Below are 23,331 nucleotides of genomic sequence, written 5' to 3'. Positions count from 1 at the left end.
CGGGGTTCAGTCACCGATACGACATCGGCGAGGGAAACGGCGGACCGAAGTGGTAACAGCCAACTTCACTCCATTGCCGCGTTTCTCACTCGATCGAGCGTTCCACTAGTGTGAGTAGTCGCCGTTCGGGTAGCAACGGTTGCTTGGTGTGATGTTGGGCGACGGGTTGACGCTGAATCGAGAACGTTTCCGCTTCACCACCCCCCAACTACACCACCGGGACCCCCATGCGCTTAAACTGCACTTGGCGGCCCGCTCCCAGTGACCCCCAGGCTGGTTGAGCGGGCCGCCCTCTTGTGCTCAGCACCCCCGCCAGTCCATCCGGGACTTGTGTTCATTGTGTTCACAACACGACGGACACCCCGTCACTAATTTGCGACAGGGTGTCCGTTTCCGACGAGTCGAACCGCCTTTATCACGCCGGTCCGTGGTTTCCGCTTTCCGAACGGCCGTTGATTAGTTGACCATTTCAGTCAACGGCGTGTGTGACAGGTTGTGGGCCTCTGCCACGGGTGCGTTCGTGAGGGCGCCCGCGTGGGTGTTGAGGCCCAGCGCCAGTGCCTCGTCGGCTGCGAGCGCGGCCTGCCAGCCGCTGTCGGCGAGGGCGGTCGCGTATGGCAGCGTCACGTTCGTGAGCGCGTAGGTGGACGTGCGCGGCACCGCGCCCGGCATGTTCGCGACGCAGTAGAAGACCGAGCCGTGGACGTCGTAGGTCGGGTCGGCGTGGGTGGTCGGCCGGGAGTCGGCGAAGCAGCCGCCCTGGTCGATCGCGATGTCCACGAGCACCGAGCCCGGTTTCATGTCGGCGACCAGCTCGTTGCTGATCAGCTTCGGCGCCCGCGCGCCCGGCACGAGCACCGCGCCGATGACGAGGTCGGCCTCGCGGACGGCCTGCTCGACGGCGTACCGGTTCGACGTCACGGTCCTGAGCTGGCCGCGGAACTGCGCGTCGATCTGGCGCAGCCGGTCCACGTTGGTGTCGAGGACCTCGACGTCCGCGCCCATGCCGACGGCGATCGTCGCCGCGTTCAGACCCGCCACGCCGCCGCCGATCACGACGACCCGTGCCGGCGCGACACCCGGCACGCCGCCGGGCAGCACGCCCCGCCCGCCGGACGGCTTCATCAGCGCGTACGCCCCGACCTGGGGCGCGAGCCGGCCGGCGACCTCCGACATCGGGGCGAGCAGTGGGAGCGCCCGGTTGGCCGTCTGGACCGTCTCGTAGGCGATGGCCGTCGTGCCCGCGTCGAGCAGAGCCCTCGTCAGCGGCTCGTCGGCGGCGAGGTGCAGGTAGGTGAACAGCACCTGCCCCCTGCGCAGGAACGGGTACTCGGCGGCGATGGGCTCCTTGACCTTGAGCACCATCTCGCCCTCGGCCCACACCTCTTCCGCGGTGGCCAGGACCTTCGCGCCCGCGGCGAGGTACTCCTCGTCCGGGATGGCGGACCCGAGGCCCGCGCCGGCCTCGACGAACACGTCGTGTCCACGCACGGACAGCTCGTGGGCGCCCGCCGGGGTCAGGGCAACCCGGTACTCGTGGTTCTTGATCTCCCGAGGAACGGCGATCTTCACGGTCAAGGGTCCTTCCGAGGCTGGGCCAACTGGGTGTCCAACACCACAATGAGATAACGATAAGTAAGTGTCATCGTGGCGTTGGCACCAGACATGAGCTTCGCTGTAGTGCTGGGAGCACAGTCAGGCCCAGCGGCGGGCCGCCAGTTGGACCAGCAGCGCCAACCGTGTGTCGGGGTCGTCCATGTCCACCTCGACCAGCTCGGCGAGCTTGGCCATGCGGTACCGCAGGGTGTTCGGGTGGATGCGCAACGCCCTGCTCGCGGCCCTCGGATCGCCGGGGTGGCGCAGCCACTCGAAGAGCGTGTCCACATAGGAGGTGCCGGACTGGGTGTCGTGTCCGCTCAGCACCGCCAGCGGGCCGAACTCCGTGGCTCCGGCGGCCAGCGCGCCGGTCGCGGCGCGGTGCAGCGCCAGGACCGTCCAGGCGTCCTCGTGGCCGACCACGGGACCCGCGATCAGGCCGGTGCGCAGGAGGTTCAGCATCTCCTCCGCCACCGCACGCGACCCCGACAGCTCGGTCACCGGCGCAGGGGGACCGGCCGCGACCAGGGGGCCCTCCTCGCGGGCCAGCGCCTGGCGCAGCGCAGGCCACCCGGTGCGGTCCGGGACCACGGCGTACAGCACGTCCCGCAGCTCGGTCACCGCGGGCCTGCGGCCGACACCCGCGGTGATCCGCTCCCACAGCGCGAGCCGCATGCCTTCCGCGCCAAGGGGGTCCGGCGTCCGGATGGCCATCGCGACCACGCGGTGCGGCTCGTCCGGCAGGTCCAGCTCGGCCGCCGCGAGCCGGACGCTGCCCGTGCCCTCCAGCACCGTCCGCACCAGCTCGGCTGACCGCCTGCGGTCGGCGTCCTCGCGGGCCCGCCGCCGCAGCAGGTGCAGTGCCACGACCGGTGCGGTGTCGGCGAACGCGGATGCCCGCTCGTCGGCGACCGGTCCCGGCACGACCGCCCACATCGAGCCGAGCAGCTCGCCACCCATGCGGATCGGCACGATCAGGCGCGGCAGCGTGCCGTCCTTCTGCCTCGGCACGAAGATCGTCGTGCGCCCCCTGGACAGGTCGCGGAACACGCCTCGGGACCGGAACCTGGCGAGCACGTCGTCCGGCACCCGCCTACCCATGATCGTCGAGACCCGGGCCGGGTCGGTGCGGTCCTGGCGGGCCGAGTAGGCGAGCACACGGGAGTTCGCGTCCTCGATGGTGACCGGCGCGTCGATCACCGCGGCCGCCGCGTCGGCCAGCCGGAACAGATCGCCGAGCCCGGGGTCCGCGCCGTGGTGCTCGTCGGCCTCGTCCGCCGCCGCGTCGAGCACGGACCGCAGCAGCAGCACGACCTGCGCCCACGACGCCGCGGGGTTGACCTCGACGAGTGCGACGTCGCCCGCCTGCGCGGCCGACCGGACCGCGGCCCGCACCGGCAGCGGCGGCTTGAGCAGCACCGCCGCCGCACCCTCCTCGCCGCAGTACCTGACCAGCTCGGCGGCGTCCTTGGTGGCGTGCACGCCGACGCCGAGCACGAGGTCGCCGTCCCCGATCGGGTCGCGCGCCCCCGGCTCGGCGATCACGACGTCGGCGACGTGGCCGCCGGAGCCGGCCATGCGGGTGTGCAGAAGGGTCGGCCCCACCCGGTCGACGACGCCCTGCACGGTGATCACGCCGCAAGTATGCGCGGGAGACCGGCTGCCCGGCGGGTCAGTCGACGTGGCGGTCGATCAGCGCACGCAGCGCGGTGATCTCGTCGGCCAGGGCCTGGCGGCCGGTACGCGTGATGCTCACCCAGGTCTTGGGGCGCTTGCCGTCGTAGCCCTTCTCCATGTCGAGCAGGCCGGCGTCGACCAGCACGGTCAGGTGGCGGGACAGGTTGCCGCCGGTCAGCTCGAGCGCGTCCTTGAGGTAGCCGAACTCGACCCGTCTGGACTCCGCGGCGATCGTGAGGATGCCGAGCCGGTGTCGCTGGTGGACGACGTCGTTCAGCCCGTTGGTCGGGTGCTCGCTCATCGGCCCTTCCTCACGGCCACCGCGACCACGCCGCCCGCGAGCAGGACCACACCGGGCAGCAGCAGGCACTGCAGCGCCATGACCTGGTGGTTCACGCCGGCGTACCAGCCGAGTCCCGAGTAGAGGTTCTCCATGTCGTACAGGTTGGTGAGCAGCGCGACGCCCGCGAACACGCCGCCTGCGACCGTGAGGAGCGTGCTGCGTTCCGCCCACGCGAGCAGGAGCAGCGCCGCCGCGACGATCACCAGCGCCCCGTACCCCCGGATGAGGTAGGTCCCCAGCGCGCCGAAGGAGACGGTGGCGAGGAACGTCGCGACAGCCACTCCCGCCGTGCGTGCCCAGCCGGTCCGCCGCGTGCTCCACACCCCGGCCACCGCCGCGATGGCCGCGCAGCCGAACAGGATCGGCAGGTTCACCGCAGGTGTCGAGTAGCCGCCCATGTAGTCGTCGAACAGCTCGTGCAGCAGGGTCGAGAACAGCGGCTGCCACACCAGGAACCCCAGCAGCGCGGCGATGGCGGCCGCGGTGGCGACGCGGATGTCGCTCTCCACGCCGTGCCTGCGTGCCCGGTGGCGGTACCACCAGGTGGTGGCCCAGAGCCCGCCGACGACGGTCAGGATCCAGTACCAGCCGACCAGGTCCGGGTACCTGAGCAGGCCGGACGACGTGAACTGCGGGAACGATCCCCGGTCCCACCGCACGACCTCGACACCGGCCGGCAGCGACGCGGTCACGTAACACAGCGGCGCGATCAGGACCAGCGTGCCGAAGAGGAACAGCGGGAAGGCGTACCCGTGCCGGTCGCCTCGGGTTCGCCTGCGCAGCTCACCCAGCTCGGTGAGCAGGTTCGTGGTGTCAGACATCGTCGCGACCCCCAGCCGGGACGAGCCCTACGTGGTTCATGAGTACCCCCAATTTGATTGCTATGCACATCAGTTTGCATCGCAAACCTGATGGCGTCAAGCGGGCACCGCGGTCGAACCGTCGCGGGTCAGTACAAAGCGGTCGTAATCCACTCCGCTATGGAGAGTCCCCGGTTGCGGCACTCGGCCGACAGGCGCATGGTCCAGCGGAGGGCCTGGACCATCAGGGTGTCCATCTCCTCGGGCGCGGCCGAGGCCAGTGCGATCTCGATGTGGGCGCGGGCGGCCTCGCTGTCGCCGTGGACCTCGGCCAGCAGCACCCGCACAGCCGTGCGGACGGGCGGGTCGGCCTCGTCGATGGGGACCTCGTTGCCCGCGTTGTCGAACACCTGCATCTTCACGGGCGCTGTGCCGCCGCTGCCGAGGGAGGACACCATGGCACTGCATTCGTGGAACAGCAACAGCATCACGTCTCTTGCCGCGTCGGCGGGCACCGCCGGTTCCTCGACGCCGGCCCGCATCGCGGACAGCGCAGCGCTCGCGGCCTCGACCACCCGTGAATACTCAGGTTCCACCACAACATCTTCCAACAGGAGCGCGCCTTTCGGGGCACTCAGCGCGTACCGAACACTCCACCCTGTCCTGTGGCCACCCCTGTCGAGGCCCACCAGTCCGCCGCCTCCACCGTGGCCACGTCCACCACCGAGGCGACGGCGCCGAACCTGCCGAACACCTCCACCGTCCGCGCGGTCTCGGCGGCCAGCACCGGGGAGCCCGCGCCCAGCTTCGGCGACAGCGTCACCGACCGTACGCCTGTCTGGTGCAGCAGCTCGAAGTCGAGCGGCCCGCCGGTGACTCCGCACAGACCGACCTGAACACCGATGTCACCGAGCACCTCCAGGTTGTCCCGTGCGTCGCCGACCTCGTCGAGCAGCGCGCCGACGTCGAGCGACACCTCGAGCCTGCCCGCCGACATCCCGCTGTCGCGCAGCGCGCCGCGCACGGCACGCACGAGGTCCGCGTCGCCGGACTGGTTGCGGGTCAACTGAACCCGCAGCAGCCCCGGCGAGGTGGCGAACAACCGGCACGCCTCACGTAACAGCAGCGGTCCGATGTGGACTGACCACCCGGTGCGCTCCGCGAGTGCCAGCGTGGTCTCGTGGTCCGCGGCCGCCCAGGACAGAACCGCCCGTGCGCCAACGACTTCACGGTCCGAGAGGCGGACGACAGGCTGGAAGGCCGCGGCGAGGTCACCGTTCTCCCAGGCGGCGGGCAGGGACGCGGCGAGCCGGTCCAGCTCGACGGCCGCCCGGTCCTCCGCCTCGTGGAACCCGGCCCACTGACGCCTGCCGGTCGCTTTGGCCTTGCGCAGCGCGGTGTCCGCGGCACGGAACAGCTCGGCGGCCGTGAGATGGTCGGCCGCCTGTCTTCGTACCGCGCCGACGCTCGCACCGACCGCGACGCCGACGCCGTCGATGTACTCGGGGTCCTCGAGCACCGAGGTGAGCGTGTCGATCAGCTCACCGATGTCCGGGGTCTTCTCCGAGTCCTCGATGAGCACCGCGAACTCGTCGCCGCCCATGCGTGCGACCAGCGCCGTCTCGTTGGAGACGGCCTCCTCGAGCCTGCGGCCGACCGTCTGGAGCAGACGGTCGCCGACCGCGTGGCCGAAGCTGTTGTTCACCAGCGAGAACGCGTCGAGGTCGAGGCAGCACAGCGTGAAGGAGCTGTCCGGCGTCGCCCGCTCGACCGCGCTCTCCAGCTTGGTCTGGAAGCACTGCCGGTTCGCGAGGCCGGTGAGCGCGTCGTAGAGCAGCTGGTGGCCGAGCCGGTCCTGCAGCAGGTGCAGCTCGGTGACGTCCTGCGCCATCGTGACGAAGTACGCCGGCGCGCCCGCGCCGTCGCGGAGCAGGGAGATCGCGAACAGCACCCACGCGATCTCGCCGTCCTCCTTGCGCAGCCTGCGGTGCTCGTGCACGCGTTCCTGCTGGCCCGAGAGGATCCTGCGGTAGGGCGCCATCACGTCGCCGGACGCCTCGTCGCGGAAGATGTCGGTCAGCGTCCGTCCCGGCAGCCGGTCGGCACGCACGTTGAGGATGCCGGCGAGCGCGGGGTTGGCCTCGAGGCACATACCTTCGAGGTTCGTGATCGCGATGCCGTTCGCCGACGACGCGAACACCTCGCGGAACCGGTTCTCCGTGCCGCGCAGGTTGTGCTCGGCCCGCAGCACCGCGTTGAACAGCGCCTGCTTGACCTCTTCCTGCTGGGTGAGGGTGTAGCTGCGCAGACCGTCGGCGTAGCCGGCGGACACCGCGCCGAGCAGGGACATCGTCCGCTTCGCCAGCTCGGTGTCCGGCGTCGCATCGAGGTCGGCGAGCAGACCGTCGGACAGCGCGGTGATCGTCGCGGTCAGCGTCGTCGGGTCGATGAAGCCCTCGGAGATCAGCCGGTGGCCGAGGCGCACGCCCGAGGACTTCGAGAACGGCTCCGCGCCGAGCATCGCCAGCAGCTCGTCGACCAGTTCGAGGAGCAACGCCTCGATGTCGTCGGCCGACCGGGGGATGTAGGAGGACGAGATGGCCGACCGCGTCCAGGTACGGGCCAGCTCCTCCCGCCGGTGTACCGGGGGAAGGGTCACGCCTGATTCGGCCATTGCCTGTGGTCCATCGTCGAAGTTTGCGCTCGGGGTCGATCGTGTCGGAAGCGGCCCAATGGCTTTAGCCCGACATACCCAATCGCGTTACCTCTTCCGGGCTACCCCCGCGTACAGCCCGTCGCGTTGTTCGGAGGTCTCCCGGGTGTCCTCCTCGCGGTCCGGCCGCCACTGCGAGGTCATGACGAGACCGGGCTCGACGAGCTCCCAGTCCCCGAACAGCCGGGCGATCTCCGCCTTGGACCTGGGCAGGACCGCGGTCTGCGAGTGCCCGATGGCCTCGGTGAAGTCGCTCAGCTCGATGAAGTCGTCGGTGAGGTGGGAGAGCGCGAGGTAGCTGCCCGCCGGGACCGCGTCGCGGTAGGCCGCGAACACGCCCTCCGGATTGTCGAGGATGTAGTGACCGATCGTGATGCCCAGGATGCCGACCGGCTGGTCGAAGTCGAGGACGCGCCGGGTGTCCGGGTCGTTCAGCACGAGACCCGGCCTGGTGATGTCGGCGTGGACCATCGCCGCGTGCTCGTTGTCCTCGAGCAGGAGTTGGCTGTGCGCGACGGCGACGTGCTCGATGTCGACGTAGACCACGCGGGCGGACGGGTCTGCCGCCTGGGCGATCTCGTGCACGTTGCCGACGGTGGGGATGCCGGAGCCGAGGTCGAGGAACTGGCGGACGCCCTGCTCGATCAGGAACAGCACCACTCGGCGCAGGAACGCGCGGTTCTGGAGGGCGAAGTGCTTGGAGTCCGGGTGCCGCTCGTGGACGAGCCTGACGAACTCGCGGTCGACCGTGAAGTTGTGGTTGCCCCCGAGTACGTAGTCGTACGCCCTGGCCGCACTGGGTTTCTCCAGGTCGACCGAGGTTGGCACCCAGTTGGTCTGCTGTGACACCATCCACCTCTTGGTCTGAATCGATCGGTAACCGAAACACTACCGAGACGTGGACTTGCGGCGGCGACCGGTCACCCGGATGGACCATGAGCTCGCCAAACTTTCACGTATCCGGGGAAGCGTGATCACTCGCGGTCTCCGGGCCGACGTTGCCGAGGGCGCCGAGTGCCATGTCCCGCAACATGGTCGCCATGCCGTCGCGGCCGAGATACCTGCTGTGCGGGGTCGAGTTGATCAGACCGAAGACGGCGTGCGCCGCCGCCCGTGCCGCGGGCTCGTCGAAGGTCGGCGTGGTGTCGCGAATGGCCTGCACCCACACCTCGACGTAGCGGCGCTGCAGGGCGCGCACCCGCCTGCGGTCGGGCTCGGTGAGATTGCCGAGATTGCGTTCCTGCACCGTGATCAGCGACGGGTTGTCGAGTGCGAAGTCCACTTGGAACGCCACCAGTTCACCCAGCAGCTTCGCGGGATCCTCGGTACGTTCGCGACGTTCCAGTCCGCCGGCCAGGAGTTCGTCGCTGATGGAGGTCAACATCTCGCCCAGCATCGCGTCCTTGCTCCGGAAGTGCCGGTACAGCGCGGGTCCGGAGACCCCGACCGCCGCGCCGATCTCGTCGATGCCGACACCGTGGAACCCGTGTCGCGCGAAGAGCCCCGCTGCTGCGGCAAGGATCTGCTCCCGACGGCTGGACACCGCGCCATGATACCGGCCGGGTTAGCGATGGATAACTCCCGTGTTCGCGCATGCCAACTGGTAAGGCCCATCTGGCAACCGTGAACTACTAACGAACCGATTCGCCGTCTTGTTAGTCGCTGGTAATCATGATCTGGCGTTGATTCCCCGTCGCGGAGGAAGACCATGCGTGCTCGTTCTGCCCTCATTGCCTTCGTAACGATGTTCTCGGCGATCCTCGCCGGGCTCGCGGCCGCCCCGGCGTCGGCCGATCCCGTTGTCCTGGCGGGAAAGTACGTCGCACTCGGTGACTCCTACGCGTCCGGCACCGGCGCGGGCAGCTACGGCGACAGCGGCGGCTGCAAGCGCAGCGCCAACGCCTACCCACAGCTGTGGGCGAATGCCAACGCGCCGTCCGCGTTCTCGTTCGTGGCGTGCTCCGGCGCCGTCACCACGGATGTCCTGAACAACCAGGTCGGCGCGCTCACCGCCGACACCTCGCTGGTCACGATCTCGATCGGGGGCAACGACGCGGGCTTCGCCTCGGTCATGACCGACTGCAACCTCGGCTCGGACTCCGACTGCGTCACCCGCAACCAGCAGGCGCAGACCTACGCCCGTGACCAGCTGCCCGCCAGGCTGGACGCGGTGTACACCCAGCTCCGCGACCGCGCGCCGGACGCCGAGGTTGTCGTGCTCGGCTACCCGCACATCTACGTGCTCAACGGCGACTGCACGCTGGGGCTGAGCGAGACCAAGCGTGCGGCGATCAACGGGTCCGCCGACGTGCTCGCCGAGGTCACCAGCGGTCGGGCGGCCGCGTACGGCTTCACCTTCGTCGACGGCCGCACCGCCTTCTCGGGTCACGAGATCTGCGCGGCCGGTGAGCGCTGGCTCAACAGTGTCACCTGGCCGGTGGACGAGTCCTATCACCCGAACGTGGCCGGTCACCGCGATGGCTACTACCCGGCGCTCGAGGCGGTCGCCTGAGTCAATCGCGAGGGGACGGGGACCCGGCCGGGTCCCGTCCAGGTCGGGGTGGATCCAGAAGTCGTCCACTCCGGCTGGAGTGCGCCAGGAGCCGGGTGGACGGGTCGGTTAACCGCCGCTAACATCGGTCATGTTAACGATGACTAACGTGAGCGGAGCGAGATGGACGCGCCCGTACTGCGCTCCGGCGCCGACCCGGGTGACCCCGCGTACCAGCGGTACGTGAAGGAGCACGCGGCGCTGGTCGACGACCTGCGGGCCCGCACGGCCACGGCCGCGAGAGGCGGCGGTGAGCGGGCCAGGCAGCGGCACCTCGACCGGGGCAAGCTGTTGCCCCGCGACCGGGTGGAGTCGCTGGTCGACCCCGGGTCGCCGTTCCTGGAGCTGTCGCCGCTGGCCGCCAGTGGCATGTACGACGACGAGGCACCGGCCGCGGGCATCATCACGGGCGTCGGCCGCGTCTCCGGCCGCGAGTGCGTGGTCGTCGCCAACGACGCGACCGTCAAGGGCGGCACGTACTACCCGATGACGGTGAAGAAGCACCTCCGCGCGCAGGAAGTCGCGCTGCACAACAACCTGCCCTGTGTCTACCTGGTCGACTCCGGCGGCGCGTTCCTGCCCCGCCAGGACGAGGTCTTCCCGGACCGCGACCACTTCGGCCGGATCTTCTTCAACCAGGCCACCATGTCCGCGCGCGGGATCCCGCAGATCGCCGCCGTGCTGGGGTCGTGCACGGCAGGGGGCGCGTACGTGCCCGCCATGAGCGACGAGGCGGTGATCGTCCGCAACCAGGGGACGATCTTCCTCGGTGGCCCGCCGCTGGTGAAGGCCGCGACCGGCGAGGTCGTCACGGCCGAGGAGCTGGGTGGCGGGAATGTCCACTCGCGACAGTCCGGCGTGACCGACCACCTTGCCGAGGACGACGGGCACGCACTGCGCATCGTCCGGTCGATCGTGTCCACGCTCGGGCCCCGCGCTGCCCGGCCGTGGGACGTCGCGGCGACCGAGGAGCCGGCCGTCGACCCGGCGGAGCTGTACGGCGTGGTGCCGACCGACTCGCGCACCCCCTACGACGTGCGCGAGGTCATTGCGCGGATCGTCGACGGCAGCCGGTTCCGGGAGTTCAAGAAGGAGTACGGCACGACGCTCGTCACCGGCTTCGCGCGCCTCCACGGGCACCCGGTCGGCATCGTCGCCAACAACGGCGTGCTGTTCGGCGAGTCGGCGGTCAAGGGAGCGCACTTCATCGAGCTGTGCGACCAGCGCTCGATCCCACTCGTGTTCCTGCAGAACATCACCGGCTTCATGGTCGGCCGCGACTACGAGACGTCCGGCATCGCCAAGCACGGCGCCAAGATGGTGACGGCGGTCGCGTGTGCCCGGGTGCCGAAGTTCACCGTGATCATCGGCGGCTCGTTCGGCGCGGGCAACTACTCCATGTGCGGCAGGGCGTACGAGCCGAGGTTCCTGTGGATGTGGCCGAACGCCAGGATCTCCGTGATGGGTGGCGAGCAGGCGGCCTCCGTGCTCGCGACAGTGCGCCGCGACCAGTTCGGGGCACGGGGTGAGGACTGGCCCGCACCGGAGGAAGAAGCGTTCAAGGCGCCCATCCGCACGCAGTACGAGGACCAGGGCAACCCGCTGTACTCAACCGCACGGCTGTGGGACGACGGCGTGATCGACCCGGCCGACACTCGCATGGTGCTCGGGCTGGGCCTGTCCGCGGCCGCCAACAAGCCGCTCGAACCGGTCCGCTACGGCGTCTTCAGGATGTGACGATGTTCAGTACCGTACTGGTCGCCAACCGGGGCGAGATCGCCGTCCGGGTCTGCGAGACGTTGGCCAACCTGGGCATTCGGTCGGTCGCGGTGTTCACCGACGCCGACGCGGGTGCCCGCCACGTGGCGGACGCCGACGACGCGATCCGCGTCCCGAGTTATCTGTCCATAGCGGACATGGTGGCTGCCGCGAAGGAGACCGGCGCGGAGGCCGTGCACCCCGGCTACGGCTTCCTGGCCGAGAACGCCGCGTTCGCACGCGCGTGCGCGGACGCGGGCATCGTCTTCATCGGCCCGCCACCGGCCGCGATCGAGGCCATGGGCGACAAGATCCGCGCCAAGCAGACCGTCAGCGCGGCCGGGGTGGCGGTCGTACCCGGCCGCAACGAGCCGGGCATGTCCGATGACGACCTGGTAGCCGCGGCGAAGGAGATCGGCTACCCGGTTCTGGTCAAGCCGTCCGCAGGTGGTGGCGGCAAGGGAATGCGTCTGGTCGAGGACCCTGCCGACCTCCCGGAGGCGCTCGAGTCGGCACGCCGCGAGGCCAGAGGCGCCTTCGGCGACGACACACTGCTGGTGGAACGGTTCGTGGCCAACCCACGGCACATCGAGATCCAGGTACTGGCCGACGCGCACGGCAACGTGATCCACCTGGGCGAACGCGAGTGCAGCCTCCAGCGAAGGCACCAGAAGATCATCGAAGAGGCGCCGTCCCCCCTGCTGGACGAGGAGAAGCGGTCCCGCATGGGTGCCGCGGCCGTGGAGGCGGCGCGGTCCGTCGGCTACACGGGTGCGGGCACGGTCGAGTTCATCGTCTCGACGGACCGCCCCGACGAGTTCTTCTTCATGGAGATGAACACCCGCCTCCAGGTCGAGCACCCGGTGACCGAGATGGTGACCGGCATCGACCTGGTGGAGCAACAGGTCAGGGTGGCAGCGGGCCTGTCACTAACGATGGCGCAGTCCGATGTGGACTTCGAGGGCCACGCCGTGGAGGCGCGCGTCTACGCGGAGGACCCGGCACACGGCTTCCTGCCGACGGGTGGGCGCGTACTGGCCGTCACGGAGCCGTACGGGGACAACGTCCGCGTGGACTCCGCACTACGCAAGGGCACAGTGGTCGGCTCGAACTACGACCCCATGCTGGCCAAGGTGGTCGCCTGGGGTCCGACCCGCTCGTCCGCGCTGAAGGCGCTGTCGGGTGCACTGAGCGGAACGGCAGTACTGGGCGTAGGCACGAACACGGCGTTCCTGCGAGCACTGCTGTCCGACGCGGACGTGGTGGCAGGCAGGCTCGACACCGGCTTGGTGGAACGAAAGCTCGAGGAGCTGACGAAGACCGAGGTACCGGACGTGGTGTTCGCCGCCGCGGCACTGGACCGACTACTGGACCTGCGACCAGTGGCCGAGGACGACGACCCGGTCGACCCGTGGGACCTGGTGAACGGCTGGCGCCTGGGCGGCCCCGCGGCCATCCCGTTCCGCCTGGCCTGCGGCGACAGGGATGTCACGGTCCGCATCACCGGCACCCCGGAGAAGGCGTCGATCACGCTGGACGACGCCGAAGCACACCAGGCGACAGCGCGACGGGACCGACACCGCCTGGAGATCACGTTCGCGGGTCGCACGGCAACGTTCCGCCGAGCCAGGGACAACGACACGCTCTGGCTGGCGGGCGGCGGCGGCACGTGGGCAGTGGACGAACACTCGCTGCTGGAGCGCACGACGGTCAACGCGACGGGCGGCGGCCCGGTGGTGAGCCCCATGCCAGGCACGGTCCTGGTGGTCAAGGCATCGCAGGGCGACGTGGTCGCCGCGGGAGCACCGCTGGTCGTGGTCGAGGCGATGAAGATGGAACACACGGTGACAGCGGCGGTCGACGGTGTCGTCACAGAGCTACACGTCCGCGCAGGCCAACAGGTCGCGCTGAACCAACCCCTTGCGGTGGTGACCCCACATGAGGAGCGGTCATGATTGACTTCCGCCTGTCCGACGAACACGCCTCGCTGCGGAAGACCGTGGAGGAGTTCGCGCAGAACGAGATCGCCCCGGTCATAGGCGACCTCTACGAGAAGGCCGAGTTCCCGTACGAGATCGTGGCGAAGATGGGCCGCATGGGCCTGTTCGGCCTGCCGTTCCCGGAAGAGTACGGCGGCATGGGCGGCGACTTCCTGGCGGTGTGCATCACCCTGGAGGAGTTGGCCCGCGTGGACTCGTCCGTGGCGATCACGCTGGAAGCGGGTGTGTCGCTGGGTGCCATGCCAATCCACCGTTTCGGCACAGAGGAGCAGAAGCAGGAGTGGCTGCCAAGCCTGTGCTCAGGTGAGATGCTGGGCGCCTTCGGCCTGACAGAACCAGGTGGCGGCTCGGACGCAGGAGCCACACTGACCACCGCGGTAGAGCAAGACAACCAGTGGGTACTGAACGGCAGCAAGTCGTTCATAACGAACTCAGGCACAAAGATAACAGGTCTGGTAACCGCAACGGCGGTAACAGGAAAAACCACCAATGGGCGCAAGGAAATCTCGGCGATCATAGTCCCGAGCAACACCCCGGGCCTGTCGGTGTCCAAGAGCTACTCAAAGGTGGGCTGGTGCTCCTCGGACACGCACGGCCTGTCCTTCGACGACTGCAAGGTGCCGTCATCAAACCTACTGGGTGAGCGCGGTCGAGGCTACGCCCAGTTCCTGTCCATTCTGGACGAGGGAAGAATAGCGATAGCGGCCGTCTCGGTGGGCCTGGCCCAGGGCTGCGTGGACGAGTCAGTCCGCTACGCAAAAGAACGCGCAGCATTCGGCAACGCGATAGGAAAGTATCAGGCGATCCAGTTCAAAATAGCGGACATGGAAGCCCGAGTGCACACCGCACGCCTGGCCTACTACGCGGCAGCGGCAAAGATGCTGAGAGGCGAACCCTTCAAGAAGGAAGCCGCAATAGCCAAACTGGCAAGCTCGAACGCGGCCATGGACAACGCAAGGGACGCAACCCAGATCTTCGGCGGCTACGGCTTCATGAACGAGTACCCGGTAGGCCGCTTCTACAGAGACGCAAAGATCCTGGAAGTAGGCGAAGGCACAAGCGAAGTGCAACGAATGCTGATAGCAAGAGAACTGGGCCTAAGCTAAAGAACGCAAAGGCCAAACCAAAGCGAAAGTGCAAAGCGAAGCGGGGCCGAACGCGCAAGCGAAGAGCGAGAGCGACGCGCAGCCGAGGCGAGGCGAGACGCAAGCGAAGCGAAGCGAAAACGGTGCCGCCCCGAGGCACCGCAACCACGCCGGGTCGGCAACCATCCGCACCGTGGGGGGTTTGGGGGGCTCGGCCCCCCATCACAATGAAAACCCGCAAAAGCGAAGGTGAGCAATCACCGAGCAGGCGTCGCCGAAGGGTTACGGCCCCGGCGGTGGCGGCCGCCGAGGCCAGTCGCAAGCCTTCCGGAACCGGAGGGTTTGCATGTGTGATGGTAGCCCAGTGGGCGCCGGTGGGACAAACCTCGTGGTGATGGGGGTTTTGGCCGTACTATGACAGCGCTTTCCACCCCTGCTGTCGTACGGAGGCTCGATGCGCCGGTCCCGCCGTGCTGTTCTGTTCGCGCTCGCGGTCGTGTTGCCGCTCGCGGTGGTCATACCGGCCGGGGCGACCCCGTACGCGCGGGGTGGTCCGACGCCGCCACCGTGGCTGAGGTTGGAGAACGGGGTCTCGGTGCCTCAGTTCGACCTGGCCAACGCGGTCGAGGAGACCCTGTTCGTGCAGACGACGGTCGACAGCGATCTCGACGGCGTGAGGGACCGCGTCCGTGTCCGGCTCTCGCGGCCTGGTGAGACGGTGTCGCAGGGCATCAAGGTCCCGGTGATCTTCGAGCACAGCCCGTACCGCTACAACACGGGCGGCGGCGAGAACCACAACGTGGACTACTCCGTTCTGCCGCAGGAGGGCCTGCAGCCGTCGGCGGCGCGGACCGACGCGACGCCGATCGGTGCCCGGCCCGAGCCGGACCTGCCGGGTTCGCTGGACAACTACTGGGTACCGCGTGGCTACGCGGTCGTCCTCGGCGAGTCGATCGGTACCGGCTTCTCCGACGGGTGTCCCACGGTCGGTGACATGAAGGAGACTCTCGGCACGAAGGCGGTCATCGACTGGCTGAACGGCCGGGCGAAGGCGTACAACGAGGCGGGCGAGCCGGTCACCGCGGACTGGACCACCGGTGACGTGGGCATGGTCGGCACGTCCTACAACGGGACGCTCCCCAACCAGGTGGCCACGACGGGTGTCGAGGGGCTGCGCACGATCGTGCCGACCTCGGCCATCGCCAGTTGGTACGACTACTACCGCGCGAACGGTCTGGTCCGCGCACCTCACTCGAACGTGTCCGGCCTGGGGGAGAACTCGTTCCAGGGCGAGGACCTGGACGTGCTGGCCTACTACGTCGAGGGGCCGGACCGCGTCGAGAAGTGCCGACACATCACCGACGCGTTGCTGCAGTACGCCGACCGGACTACGGGCGACTACAACGCGTACTGGGACGAGCGGGACTACCTGCACCGTGCGCGTGGCATCAAGGCCAGCGTGTTCGTGGTGCACGGCCTCGAGGACTACAACGTCATGCCCACGGCGTACGCATCGTGGTGGGCGCAGCTCGAGCGCTACAACGTGCCGCGCAAGCTCTGGCTGCACAAGGGCGGCCACGGTGGTCCGACCGGGACGTCCGACTACCAGGTGACACTGAACCGGTGGATGGACTACTGGCTGTTCGGTGTCCGCAACGGGATCATGGCCGAGCCGAGGGCCGACATCCAGCGCCCGGACGGCACCTACGAGAAGTACGCCGACTGGCCGGTGCCCGGTGCGCGGGACGCGACGTTGAAGCTGTCGTCGCCGAACGCTACCGATCCCGGCGGGTTGGCCCGGTCGGGTGGTGGGCCGCGCCAGTCGTTCGTGGACTCCGGCAGGACGCTCGACACCGACGTGTCGCTGGTCCCGAACCCGGCGACGGCGAACCCGAACCGTCTCGCGTACCTGTCCGCTCCGCTGTCGAAGTCCACCCATCTGAGTGGCACCCCGTCGGTGTCGTTGCGGGCGTCCGTTGACAACCGGTACTCGGCGAACCTGACGGGCCTGCTCGTCGACTACGCACAGGACGGCTCCGCGACGGTGGTCACGCGCGGCTGGACGGACGTGCAGAACCGCAAGGGCGCCGACCGGAGCAGCCCGGTGGTGCAGGGCAGGGAGTACACGTTCGACTGGCCGCTGGAGCCGGACGACTACGTGTTCCCGGCCGGTCACCGGATCGGCCTCGTGGTCGTGTCCACGGACATGAACTTCACGCTTCGCCCGTCGCCCGGCACGCAGCTGACCGTCAACCCCGGCAAGAGTTCGGTGACGCTGCCCGTGGTCGGCGGACTGTGAGGGTCCTCGGGCTGGTGGCGGCCCTGCTGGTCGGGCTGGCGACCCCGGTCGCCGCCGCGCCGGACTGCACGTCCACTTTGGACTGTTCGTTCGACGAGATCGACGCGATGTCCATGCCGGAGCGACTGGAGTTCGTGCGGGGCATCGAGTCCGGGCCCGCGGCGGCCCTCGGTGCGACGGACCGGTGGCGCAACATCGAGGGCGTCATCACGTTCTTCGTCGACCACCGACTGGGGAGCCCGGGCACCTGGGTGTCCTATGTGGACTCCGGGATCGTGGAGGGTGTCCAGCGTGGCGTCGCGATCGCGCTCGGCCGGTCCACGGAGACGGGCGGCAATCCCGGTTCGAACAAGTGGGCGGACTACCTGACGAGGCTGTCGACAGGGCAGCTCACGACCCGCGCGGCACACGACCGGGCGTGGAGCGAGGCCGAGCAGGCCTCGACCGAGTACGGCAACGCGGTGGCCCAGGCCCGAGGCGTCCCCGCGACCGCGGCCGAGTGGCGGTTCTACCAGTTCTCCGAGGTCTACCGGTGGGCGCTGCGCAACCGTCCGTTCGCGCTCGACCTGCTCGCGTTCTACGGCCCGCTGATCGCGCCCGGGCTGGCGAGCGCGCGTGTCCCGTTCTACGACTGGTTCACCGACGTGAGCGAGTCGGCACCGTCGTACCGGGGCTGCGAGCTGGCGTACGGCTTCGCCCAGCTCCATCCGATCGCCGGCGTGTTCGGGATCGCGGGCCTGTTCCTGTCCTACGTCAAGGAGTTGTTCGACGAGTACCAGAGCACGGGATAACAACCGGGTAGTCCGCGCGAATCGGGGTTAACATCGAACTCGTGACCCGCTCACCTGCACGGATCGCCCACGATCGTGCCGTGGCCGACCTTCGCGAGCAGATAGTCGCCCGGCCCGCCGGGACGCCCATCCGGTTGGCGAAGCCGACCTCGAACCTGTTCCGTTTCAGAGAACCCCCCGGACGCGCCGGTCTCGACGTCAGCGCGTTCACCGGCGTGCTCGACGTCGACACCACTGCCAGGACCGCCGACGTCGGTGGCATGACCACCTACGAGGACCTCGTCGACGCGACACTCCCGCACGGACTGGTCCCGTTCGTGGTGCCGCAGCTCAAGACCATCACGCTGGGTGGCGCGGTGGCGGGGCTCGGCATCGAGTCGCCGTCGTTCCGCTCCGGTATGCCCCACGAGTCCGTGCTGGAGATGGACATCCTCACGCCGGACGGCGAGGTCGTGCTCGTCACGCCGGACAACGAGCACGCGGAGCTGTTCCGCGGCTTCCCCAACTCCTACGGCACGCTCGGTTACGCACTGCGGTTGCGGATCGCGCTCGAACCGGTGAAACCGTTCGTCCGGCTGCGGCACGTCCGCTTCCCCGACGCGGTCAGGTGCGCCGCGGGTATCGAGGAGATCTGCGCGAACGGCACCTATCGGGACGAACGGGTCGACTTCCTCGACGGCGTGATGTTCTCGGGTGACGAGCTGTACCTGACACTCGGCCGCTACACCGACGAGGTACCCCAGCTGTCCGACTACACCGGGCAACGGATCTTCTACCAGTCGATCCGAAACCGGGTGACCGATCACCTCACGATTCGTGACTACCTGTGGCGATGGGACACCGACTGGTTCTGGTGCTCCAAGGCTCTCGGCGTGCAGAACCCGGTGGTCCGGCGGCTGTGGCCGAAGAGGTACCTGCGGTCCGACGTGTATCGCAAGATCATCGCGTTCGACCGGCGCCACCAGCTGTACGACCGCCTTTCGAAGCTGCGGCGCGAGCCCGCGCGCGAGCCGGTCATCCAGGACGTGGAGCTGCCGGTGGAGCGGCTGCCGGAGTTCCTGGAGTTCTTCGACAAGGAGATCGGCATCAGCCCGGTGTGGCTGTGCCCGCTCAGGATGCGGGAGAGCTGGTCGCTGTACCCGATGGAGACAGGGCGTTTGTACGTCAACGTCGGTTTCTGGGCGACCGTTCCGCTGGGACCTGGCGAGGTGGACGGAACGTACAACCGGCTCATCGAGAGCAAGGTCACCGAGCTGGGCGGCCACAAGTCGCTGTACTCCACTTCGTACTTCGAAGAGGATGAGTTCTGGATGGCGTACGACGGCGAGACTTACCGGAAGCTCAAGGAGGCGTACGACCCCGACGGTCGGCTCCCGGACCTGTACTCCAAGTGCGTACGGAACCAGTAACGGGGAGGAGCGAAATCAATGCGACTGGCTGAGATCATCGAGAGTGCAGTGGGCCGGGAAGCCCCGCTGGAGTTCACCGCGTACGACGGCAGCAGGGCGGGGGACAGGAACGCGCCGGTGCGCATCGACCTGCGTTCGCCGCTCGCCTTGTCCCACCTGGCGTCCGCACCTGGCGAGCTGGGGCTGGCCAGGGCGTACGTGACCGGCACCATGGACATCCACGGGGACATGTACACGGCGCTGGCGAGCATGGCGACGTCGACGGTGACCGAGCAGGTCCCGGCGAAGGTGTTCGCCCAGGTGGCGTTGCGGCTGGGGATGTCGCGGCTGTGGTGGCCGGTACCACGGCCCGCCACGGAGGCCCGGGTACACGGCAGGCGCCACTCCAAGCGCCGTGACCAGGAGGCGATCGCGCACCACTACGACGTGTCCAACCGTTTCTACGAGTGGGTGCTCGGTCCGTCGATGGCCTACACGTGCGCGGTGTACCCCAGCGACGACGCGTCGCTGGAGGAGGCGCAGTGGACCAAGCACGACCTGGTGGCCCGCAAGCTCGGCCTCAAGGAGGGCATGCGGCTGCTGGACGTCGGCTGCGGCTGGGGCGGCATGGTCATGCACGCCGCGAAGCACTACGGCGTGCGGGCACTGGGGGTGACACTGTCGCGCAAGCAGGCCGAGTGGGCGCAGAAGAAGATCGCCGAGTCGGGTCTGTCCGACCTGGCCGAGGTGCGCCACCTCGACTACCGCGACGTCGCGGAGGGCGGGTTCGACGCGGTCAGCTCCATCGGCCTGACCGAGCACATCGGCGCGGCGGCGCTCCCGTCCTACGTGCGGTCGCTGCACGACAAGCTCCGCCCGGGCGGGCGCCTGCTCAACCACTGCATCACCCGGCCGGACAACCTCCACGGGACCCGCGTGAAGGGCTTCTTCGACCGGTACGTGTTCCCGGACGGCGAGCTGCTCGGTCCGGGCCACATCATCTCGGCCATCCACGACAACGGCTTCGAGGTCCGGCACGAGGAGAACCTCCGCGAGCACTACGCGAAGACCCTCACCGGCTGGTGCAAGAACCTCGACGACCACTGGGCGGAGGCCGTCGAGGAGGTCGGCGAGGAGCGGGCCCGCGTCTGGCGCCTGTACATGGCCGGTTCCCGGCTCGGCTTCGAGATCAACAACATCCAGCTGCACCAGGTGCTCGCGGTGAGGCTGGACGGCACGAACTCCCACATGCCACTTCGCCCGGAGTGGTGACAGGGTCGTGAGAACGAGGCCCGGCCGGTCAACCGGCCGGGCCTCGTCCTGTTCTACGGCTTGCGGGCCACCGCCGCCATCACCAGGGACGACTCCGGGTGGTCGCCGACGTCCTCGGGCAGTTCCGGACGCCACTGCGGCGTCCACACCAGGCCGGGCTCGACCAGGTCGAGGCCGTCGAGGAACGCCATGATCTGGTCGGGGGTCCTGCGGACGCCGGGGTTGGCCGACGTCTCGTACAGGCGGTCCACCTCGACGCGGCCCTGCAGTGAGTCGCGTTCTACCGCGTGGGACAGGACCACGAAGCTGCCGGACGGCAGGGCGGACACGAACCGCGCCACCGCTTCCTGCGGCATCGCCTCGTCGGGGATGAAATGCAGCACGGCCACCATCAGCAGGGCGATCGGCTGGGTGTAGTCGAGCAGTTGCGACGCGAGGACCGGTTCCGGGTTGGTCAGGTCACCCAGCAGAGGCGACGCTTTCGGGTTGTCCGACAGAAGCAGCTCGCTGTGTGTGACCGCGACCGGCTCGTTGTCGACGTACAGGACCCGGGCGTCCGGCGCGATCTCGTGCACGTTGCCCGCGGTGGGCACGCCGGAGCCGATGTCCAGGAACTGGCCGATGCCCTCCGACACGCAGAACCGCACCGCCCTGCGGAGGAACGCCCGGTTCAGCCGGGCCGCGCTCCTCGCCTGGGGCATGACCTCCAGCAGCTTCTCCGCGAACGCGCGGTCCGTCTCGAAGTTCGCGGCGCCACCGAGCAGGTAGTCGTAGACCCTGGCGGCGTTGGGGCGGTCGAGGTCGATCGACTCAGGCGCCCAGCTCGGGCGGTCACTGCTCATGCACAGCATGTTATGCGACAAAGGCGGCGTCACGAGGCAGTATGACGGCATGAGCTCGCCGACCGAACGCATCTCCGCCGCGACGACCAACGCACTGGACATGTTCGTGCGCGGTGGCGTCGCCGACCTGCGGCCCATGCCGAGAGTGCTGATCGACAAGGGCCCCAACCGGTCGGTCTACCGCTTCGCGGCAGGCGAACGCGACCTCGGCGGCGGCCCGGTGCTGCTCGTGCCACCGCTCGCCGTGCCCGCGTTCTGCTTCGACCTCCGTCGCGGGTGCAGCCTCGCCGAGCACCTGGTGGAGCAGGGCAGGCGGACCTACCTCGTCGACTACGGCAACGTCCGGTTCGGCGACCGAGGGCTCGGGCTGGAGCACTGGATCAACGAGGTGCTGCCGCGCACGATCCGCGCGGTGAACAAGGACGCGGCGGGCGCGCCGGTGCACGTCGTCTCGTGGTGCCTCGGCGGGATCCTGTCGCTGCTGACCCACGCCGACCAACCGGACCTGCCGATCGCCTCGATCGCGACGATCGCCGCGCCCATCGACATGACCGCGATTCCGTTGGTGGCGCCCATAAAACCACTCGTCGACGTGACGAAGGGCTGGATCCTCACGCCCGTCTACCGCGTGCTCGGCAGCGCGCCGCGCGCCATCGTCAAGCGGGTGTTCCAGCTGTCGGCCATCGACAAGGTGGTCACCAAGCCGTACGCCATTCTGTCCCATTTGGACGATCGGGAGTTCCTCGCGCAGATCGAGGCCGTGGATCGCTTCACCGACAACATGGTCGCCTACCCCGGTCGCACGTTCGGCCAGATGTACCACCGGTTCTTCCGCTCCAACGACCTGTCCAACGGCGAGGTCGACTTCGGCGGGCGGCGCATCTCCCTGCGTGAGGTGAAGGCGCCCGTGCTGGTCGTCGCGGGCAGGACCGACAGCATCGCGCCGGAACGGGCCGTGCGCAGGCTGGTCGACGTGCTGGACAACGCCGAGAGCGTCCGGTTCGAGACCGCGCCCGGCGGGCACCTCGGGGTGCTGGCCGGCCGTCGCGCCCGCACCACGACCTGGGCGTACCTCGACGAATTCCTAGCCGCGTCGTCTCGGTAGCGCCAACCCGATGCCGACCCGGTCGCCGGACCGGGTCGCGGCGACGAGCGGTGCGGCCATGATTCGCAGCAGTCCGGCCGTGCGGCGGCCGTTCTTGCGCGCGAGCGTCGGGCCGAGTGCGGCAAGCACCGCCGTGAGCCCGGTGAGCGGACGGATGAACAGCGTCAGCTCGGTGATCTTGCCGGCCCCGTTCAGGTCCAGCACCAGCGTCTCCTCGAACGGCTGCCCGCCCGCGGTCGCGCCGCCGATCAGCACGCGGCCGCCGATCACCGTGTGGTAGTCGAGCCCGTCGAACTTCTCGTAGGCGGTCTCGAAGAGCCTGCGCACGTCTTCCCTGCCGTCGAACGTGAACCGATCCGTGAGCGGGGACCTGAGCACGACGTCGTCGGCCAGCGTGCCCATGGCCAGCTCGATGTCCTTGGTTCTCGCGGCTGTCCTGAAGTCCTCAATGGACATTCGGTGTCTCTCCCGTCACCTGGCCGAGTCCGCGCCACAGCAGGTCGGCGGTCAGCTCGACGAGTTGGTCCCTGGTCAGGTCCCTGTTGCTCCACCACCACGCCGCGACGGCGTTGACCGTCCACTTCGCCGCCTCGGCGAGGAAGCCGTCGGCGCGTTCCCGGTCCAGGGCAACGGAAAGGTGCAGTGTCGGCACGCGGGCGAACTGTGCGGCGAGTACGGCGGTGGCGCGTTCCTGTCGCCGCCGGTGTGCCTGTGCGACCGCGGGGTCGCTCGGCGAGTCGAGGAAGATGATGCGCCACCCGGCCTCGTTGGCGGCGACCCAGTCGAAGATCGTCCCGATGGTCCGCCGGAACAGCTGCTCGACCGACCCTTCCGGCACCTCGAGGCCCTCCCGCTCCCAGGTGCCGATGAGCGCGTCGGCCTCCGCCTCGACGAGCGCCGCGTACAGGTCCGCCTTGGACCCGAAGTGGTCGTAGAGCACGGGCGTGGTGATGCCGGCCGCCTTCGCGACGGCCCGCATGGACGTGCGGTCGTACCCGGCGTCGGCGAACACTGTGCGCGCCGCCGCCAGGATCACCGCACGCCTGTTCTCGGGCGTGAGCCTGCGTCTACCTGACATATGTCAGCTAGCGTACGCCATAACCTGACGCCT

Annotated in this window: 20 protein-coding genes; 9 read left to right on the top strand and 11 right to left on the bottom strand. The window is 68.9% G+C overall.

Annotated elements, in window-relative coordinates; translation table 11 throughout:
• Positions 1-456: 456 nt before the first annotated feature.
• The 8 genes from ald to CLV71_RS17345 form a co-directional block, all read right to left on the bottom strand.
• A complete protein-coding gene (gene ald, locus CLV71_RS17380) occupies positions 457-1,572 on the bottom strand; it encodes an alanine dehydrogenase (RefSeq protein ID WP_133903780.1) in 1,116 nt (371 codons plus the stop codon).
• Between the two features lie 123 nt (positions 1,573-1,695).
• On the bottom strand, positions 1,696-3,231 hold the full coding sequence (locus CLV71_RS17375; protein WP_133903779.1) for a PucR family transcriptional regulator: 1,536 nt from the start codon (positions 3,229-3,231) through the stop codon (positions 1,696-1,698).
• A 37-nt stretch (positions 3,232-3,268) separates the two neighbouring features.
• On the bottom strand, positions 3,269-3,574 hold the full coding sequence (locus CLV71_RS17370; protein WP_133903778.1) for a transcriptional regulator: 306 nt from the start codon (positions 3,572-3,574) through the stop codon (positions 3,269-3,271).
• Positions 3,571-4,437, bottom strand: coding sequence for a hypothetical protein (locus CLV71_RS17365; RefSeq protein ID WP_133903777.1), 867 nt, complete (start codon positions 4,435-4,437; stop codon positions 3,571-3,573). The genes CLV71_RS17370 and CLV71_RS17365 overlap by 4 nt, the downstream gene beginning before the upstream one ends.
• A gap of 128 nt (positions 4,438-4,565) precedes the next feature.
• Complete coding sequence (locus CLV71_RS17360; protein WP_133903776.1) at positions 4,566-5,012, bottom strand: hypothetical protein; 447 nt, start codon at positions 5,010-5,012, stop codon at positions 4,566-4,568.
• Positions 5,013-5,050: 38 nt separating this feature from the next.
• Positions 5,051-7,090 (bottom strand): GGDEF domain-containing protein, encoded by a 2,040-nt coding sequence (locus tag CLV71_RS17355; RefSeq protein ID WP_133903775.1) that lies wholly within the window; start codon positions 7,088-7,090, stop codon positions 5,051-5,053.
• Between the two features lie 87 nt (positions 7,091-7,177).
• Positions 7,178-7,981 carry an SAM-dependent methyltransferase gene (locus tag CLV71_RS17350; protein WP_133903774.1) on the bottom strand — a complete coding sequence of 268 codons (804 nt, stop codon included), beginning with the start codon at positions 7,979-7,981 and terminating at the stop codon, positions 7,178-7,180.
• Between the two features lie 100 nt (positions 7,982-8,081).
• Entirely contained in the window at positions 8,082-8,672 is a 591-nt protein-coding gene (locus tag CLV71_RS17345) for an SACE_7040 family transcriptional regulator (protein WP_133903773.1), read from the bottom strand.
• A 201-nt stretch (positions 8,673-8,873) separates the two neighbouring features.
• Between CLV71_RS17345 and CLV71_RS17340 the strand changes: the two genes are divergently transcribed.
• From CLV71_RS17340 to CLV71_RS17305, 8 genes are all read left to right on the top strand, one after another.
• Positions 8,874-9,641 carry an SGNH/GDSL hydrolase family protein gene (locus CLV71_RS17340; protein ID WP_243866526.1) on the top strand — a complete coding sequence of 256 codons (768 nt, stop codon included), beginning with the start codon at positions 8,874-8,876 and terminating at the stop codon, positions 9,639-9,641.
• 162 nt (positions 9,642-9,803) lie between these two features.
• Positions 9,804-11,417 (top strand): carboxyl transferase domain-containing protein, encoded by a 1,614-nt coding sequence (locus tag CLV71_RS17335; protein WP_133903771.1) that lies wholly within the window; start codon positions 9,804-9,806, stop codon positions 11,415-11,417.
• 2 nt (positions 11,418-11,419) lie between these two features.
• Positions 11,420-13,393: an acetyl/propionyl/methylcrotonyl-CoA carboxylase subunit alpha gene (locus tag CLV71_RS17330; RefSeq protein ID WP_133903770.1), complete on the top strand. Its 1,974-nt coding sequence runs from the start codon at positions 11,420-11,422 to the stop codon at positions 13,391-13,393.
• Positions 13,390-14,544 (top strand): acyl-CoA dehydrogenase family protein, encoded by a 1,155-nt coding sequence (locus tag CLV71_RS17325; protein ID WP_133903769.1) that lies wholly within the window; start codon positions 13,390-13,392, stop codon positions 14,542-14,544. The genes CLV71_RS17330 and CLV71_RS17325 overlap by 4 nt, the downstream gene beginning before the upstream one ends.
• Before the next feature lie 433 nt (positions 14,545-14,977).
• On the top strand, positions 14,978-16,822 hold the full coding sequence (locus CLV71_RS17320; protein ID WP_133903768.1) for a Xaa-Pro dipeptidyl-peptidase: 1,845 nt from the start codon (positions 14,978-14,980) through the stop codon (positions 16,820-16,822).
• Positions 16,819-17,613, top strand: coding sequence for a hypothetical protein (locus CLV71_RS17315; protein ID WP_133903767.1), 795 nt, complete (start codon positions 16,819-16,821; stop codon positions 17,611-17,613). Before CLV71_RS17320 ends, CLV71_RS17315 begins: the two co-directional genes overlap by 4 nt.
• Before the next feature lie 41 nt (positions 17,614-17,654).
• Positions 17,655-19,022 carry an FAD-binding oxidoreductase gene (locus CLV71_RS17310; RefSeq protein WP_133903766.1) on the top strand — a complete coding sequence of 456 codons (1,368 nt, stop codon included), beginning with the start codon at positions 17,655-17,657 and terminating at the stop codon, positions 19,020-19,022.
• Positions 19,023-19,040: 18 nt separating this feature from the next.
• Positions 19,041-20,273, top strand: coding sequence for a class I SAM-dependent methyltransferase (locus CLV71_RS17305; RefSeq protein WP_133903765.1), 1,233 nt, complete (start codon positions 19,041-19,043; stop codon positions 20,271-20,273).
• A 53-nt stretch (positions 20,274-20,326) separates the two neighbouring features.
• Here the strand turns inward: CLV71_RS17305 and CLV71_RS17300 are convergent, their stop codons facing one another.
• Positions 20,327-21,115, bottom strand: coding sequence for an SAM-dependent methyltransferase (locus CLV71_RS17300; protein WP_133903764.1), 789 nt, complete (start codon positions 21,113-21,115; stop codon positions 20,327-20,329).
• Between the two features lie 49 nt (positions 21,116-21,164).
• Here CLV71_RS17300 and CLV71_RS17295 point away from each other — a divergent pair, with 49 nt between their 5' ends.
• Positions 21,165-22,220, top strand: coding sequence for an alpha/beta fold hydrolase (locus CLV71_RS17295; protein ID WP_133903763.1), 1,056 nt, complete (start codon positions 21,165-21,167; stop codon positions 22,218-22,220).
• On the opposite strand, the gene CLV71_RS17290 is transcribed toward CLV71_RS17295, so the two are convergent.
• Both CLV71_RS17290 and CLV71_RS17285 read right to left on the bottom strand, forming a co-directional pair.
• On the bottom strand, positions 22,200-22,676 hold the full coding sequence (locus CLV71_RS17290) for a nuclear transport factor 2 family protein (RefSeq protein ID WP_133903762.1): 477 nt from the start codon (positions 22,674-22,676) through the stop codon (positions 22,200-22,202). The two genes, CLV71_RS17295 and CLV71_RS17290, sit on opposite strands and share 21 nt — an antisense overlap.
• A complete protein-coding gene (locus CLV71_RS17285; protein WP_133903761.1) occupies positions 22,666-23,298 on the bottom strand; it encodes a TetR/AcrR family transcriptional regulator in 633 nt (210 codons plus the stop codon). Before CLV71_RS17285 ends, CLV71_RS17290 begins: the two co-directional genes overlap by 11 nt.
• Positions 23,299-23,331: the final 33 nt, after the last annotated feature.

It is taken from the genome of Actinophytocola oryzae (assembly GCF_004364325.1).
GTDB lineage: Bacteria > Actinomycetota > Actinomycetes > Mycobacteriales > Pseudonocardiaceae > Actinophytocola > Actinophytocola oryzae.
Note: the sequence above shows the minus strand (reverse complement) of the source record. Positions and strands in the feature narration are given on the sequence as shown.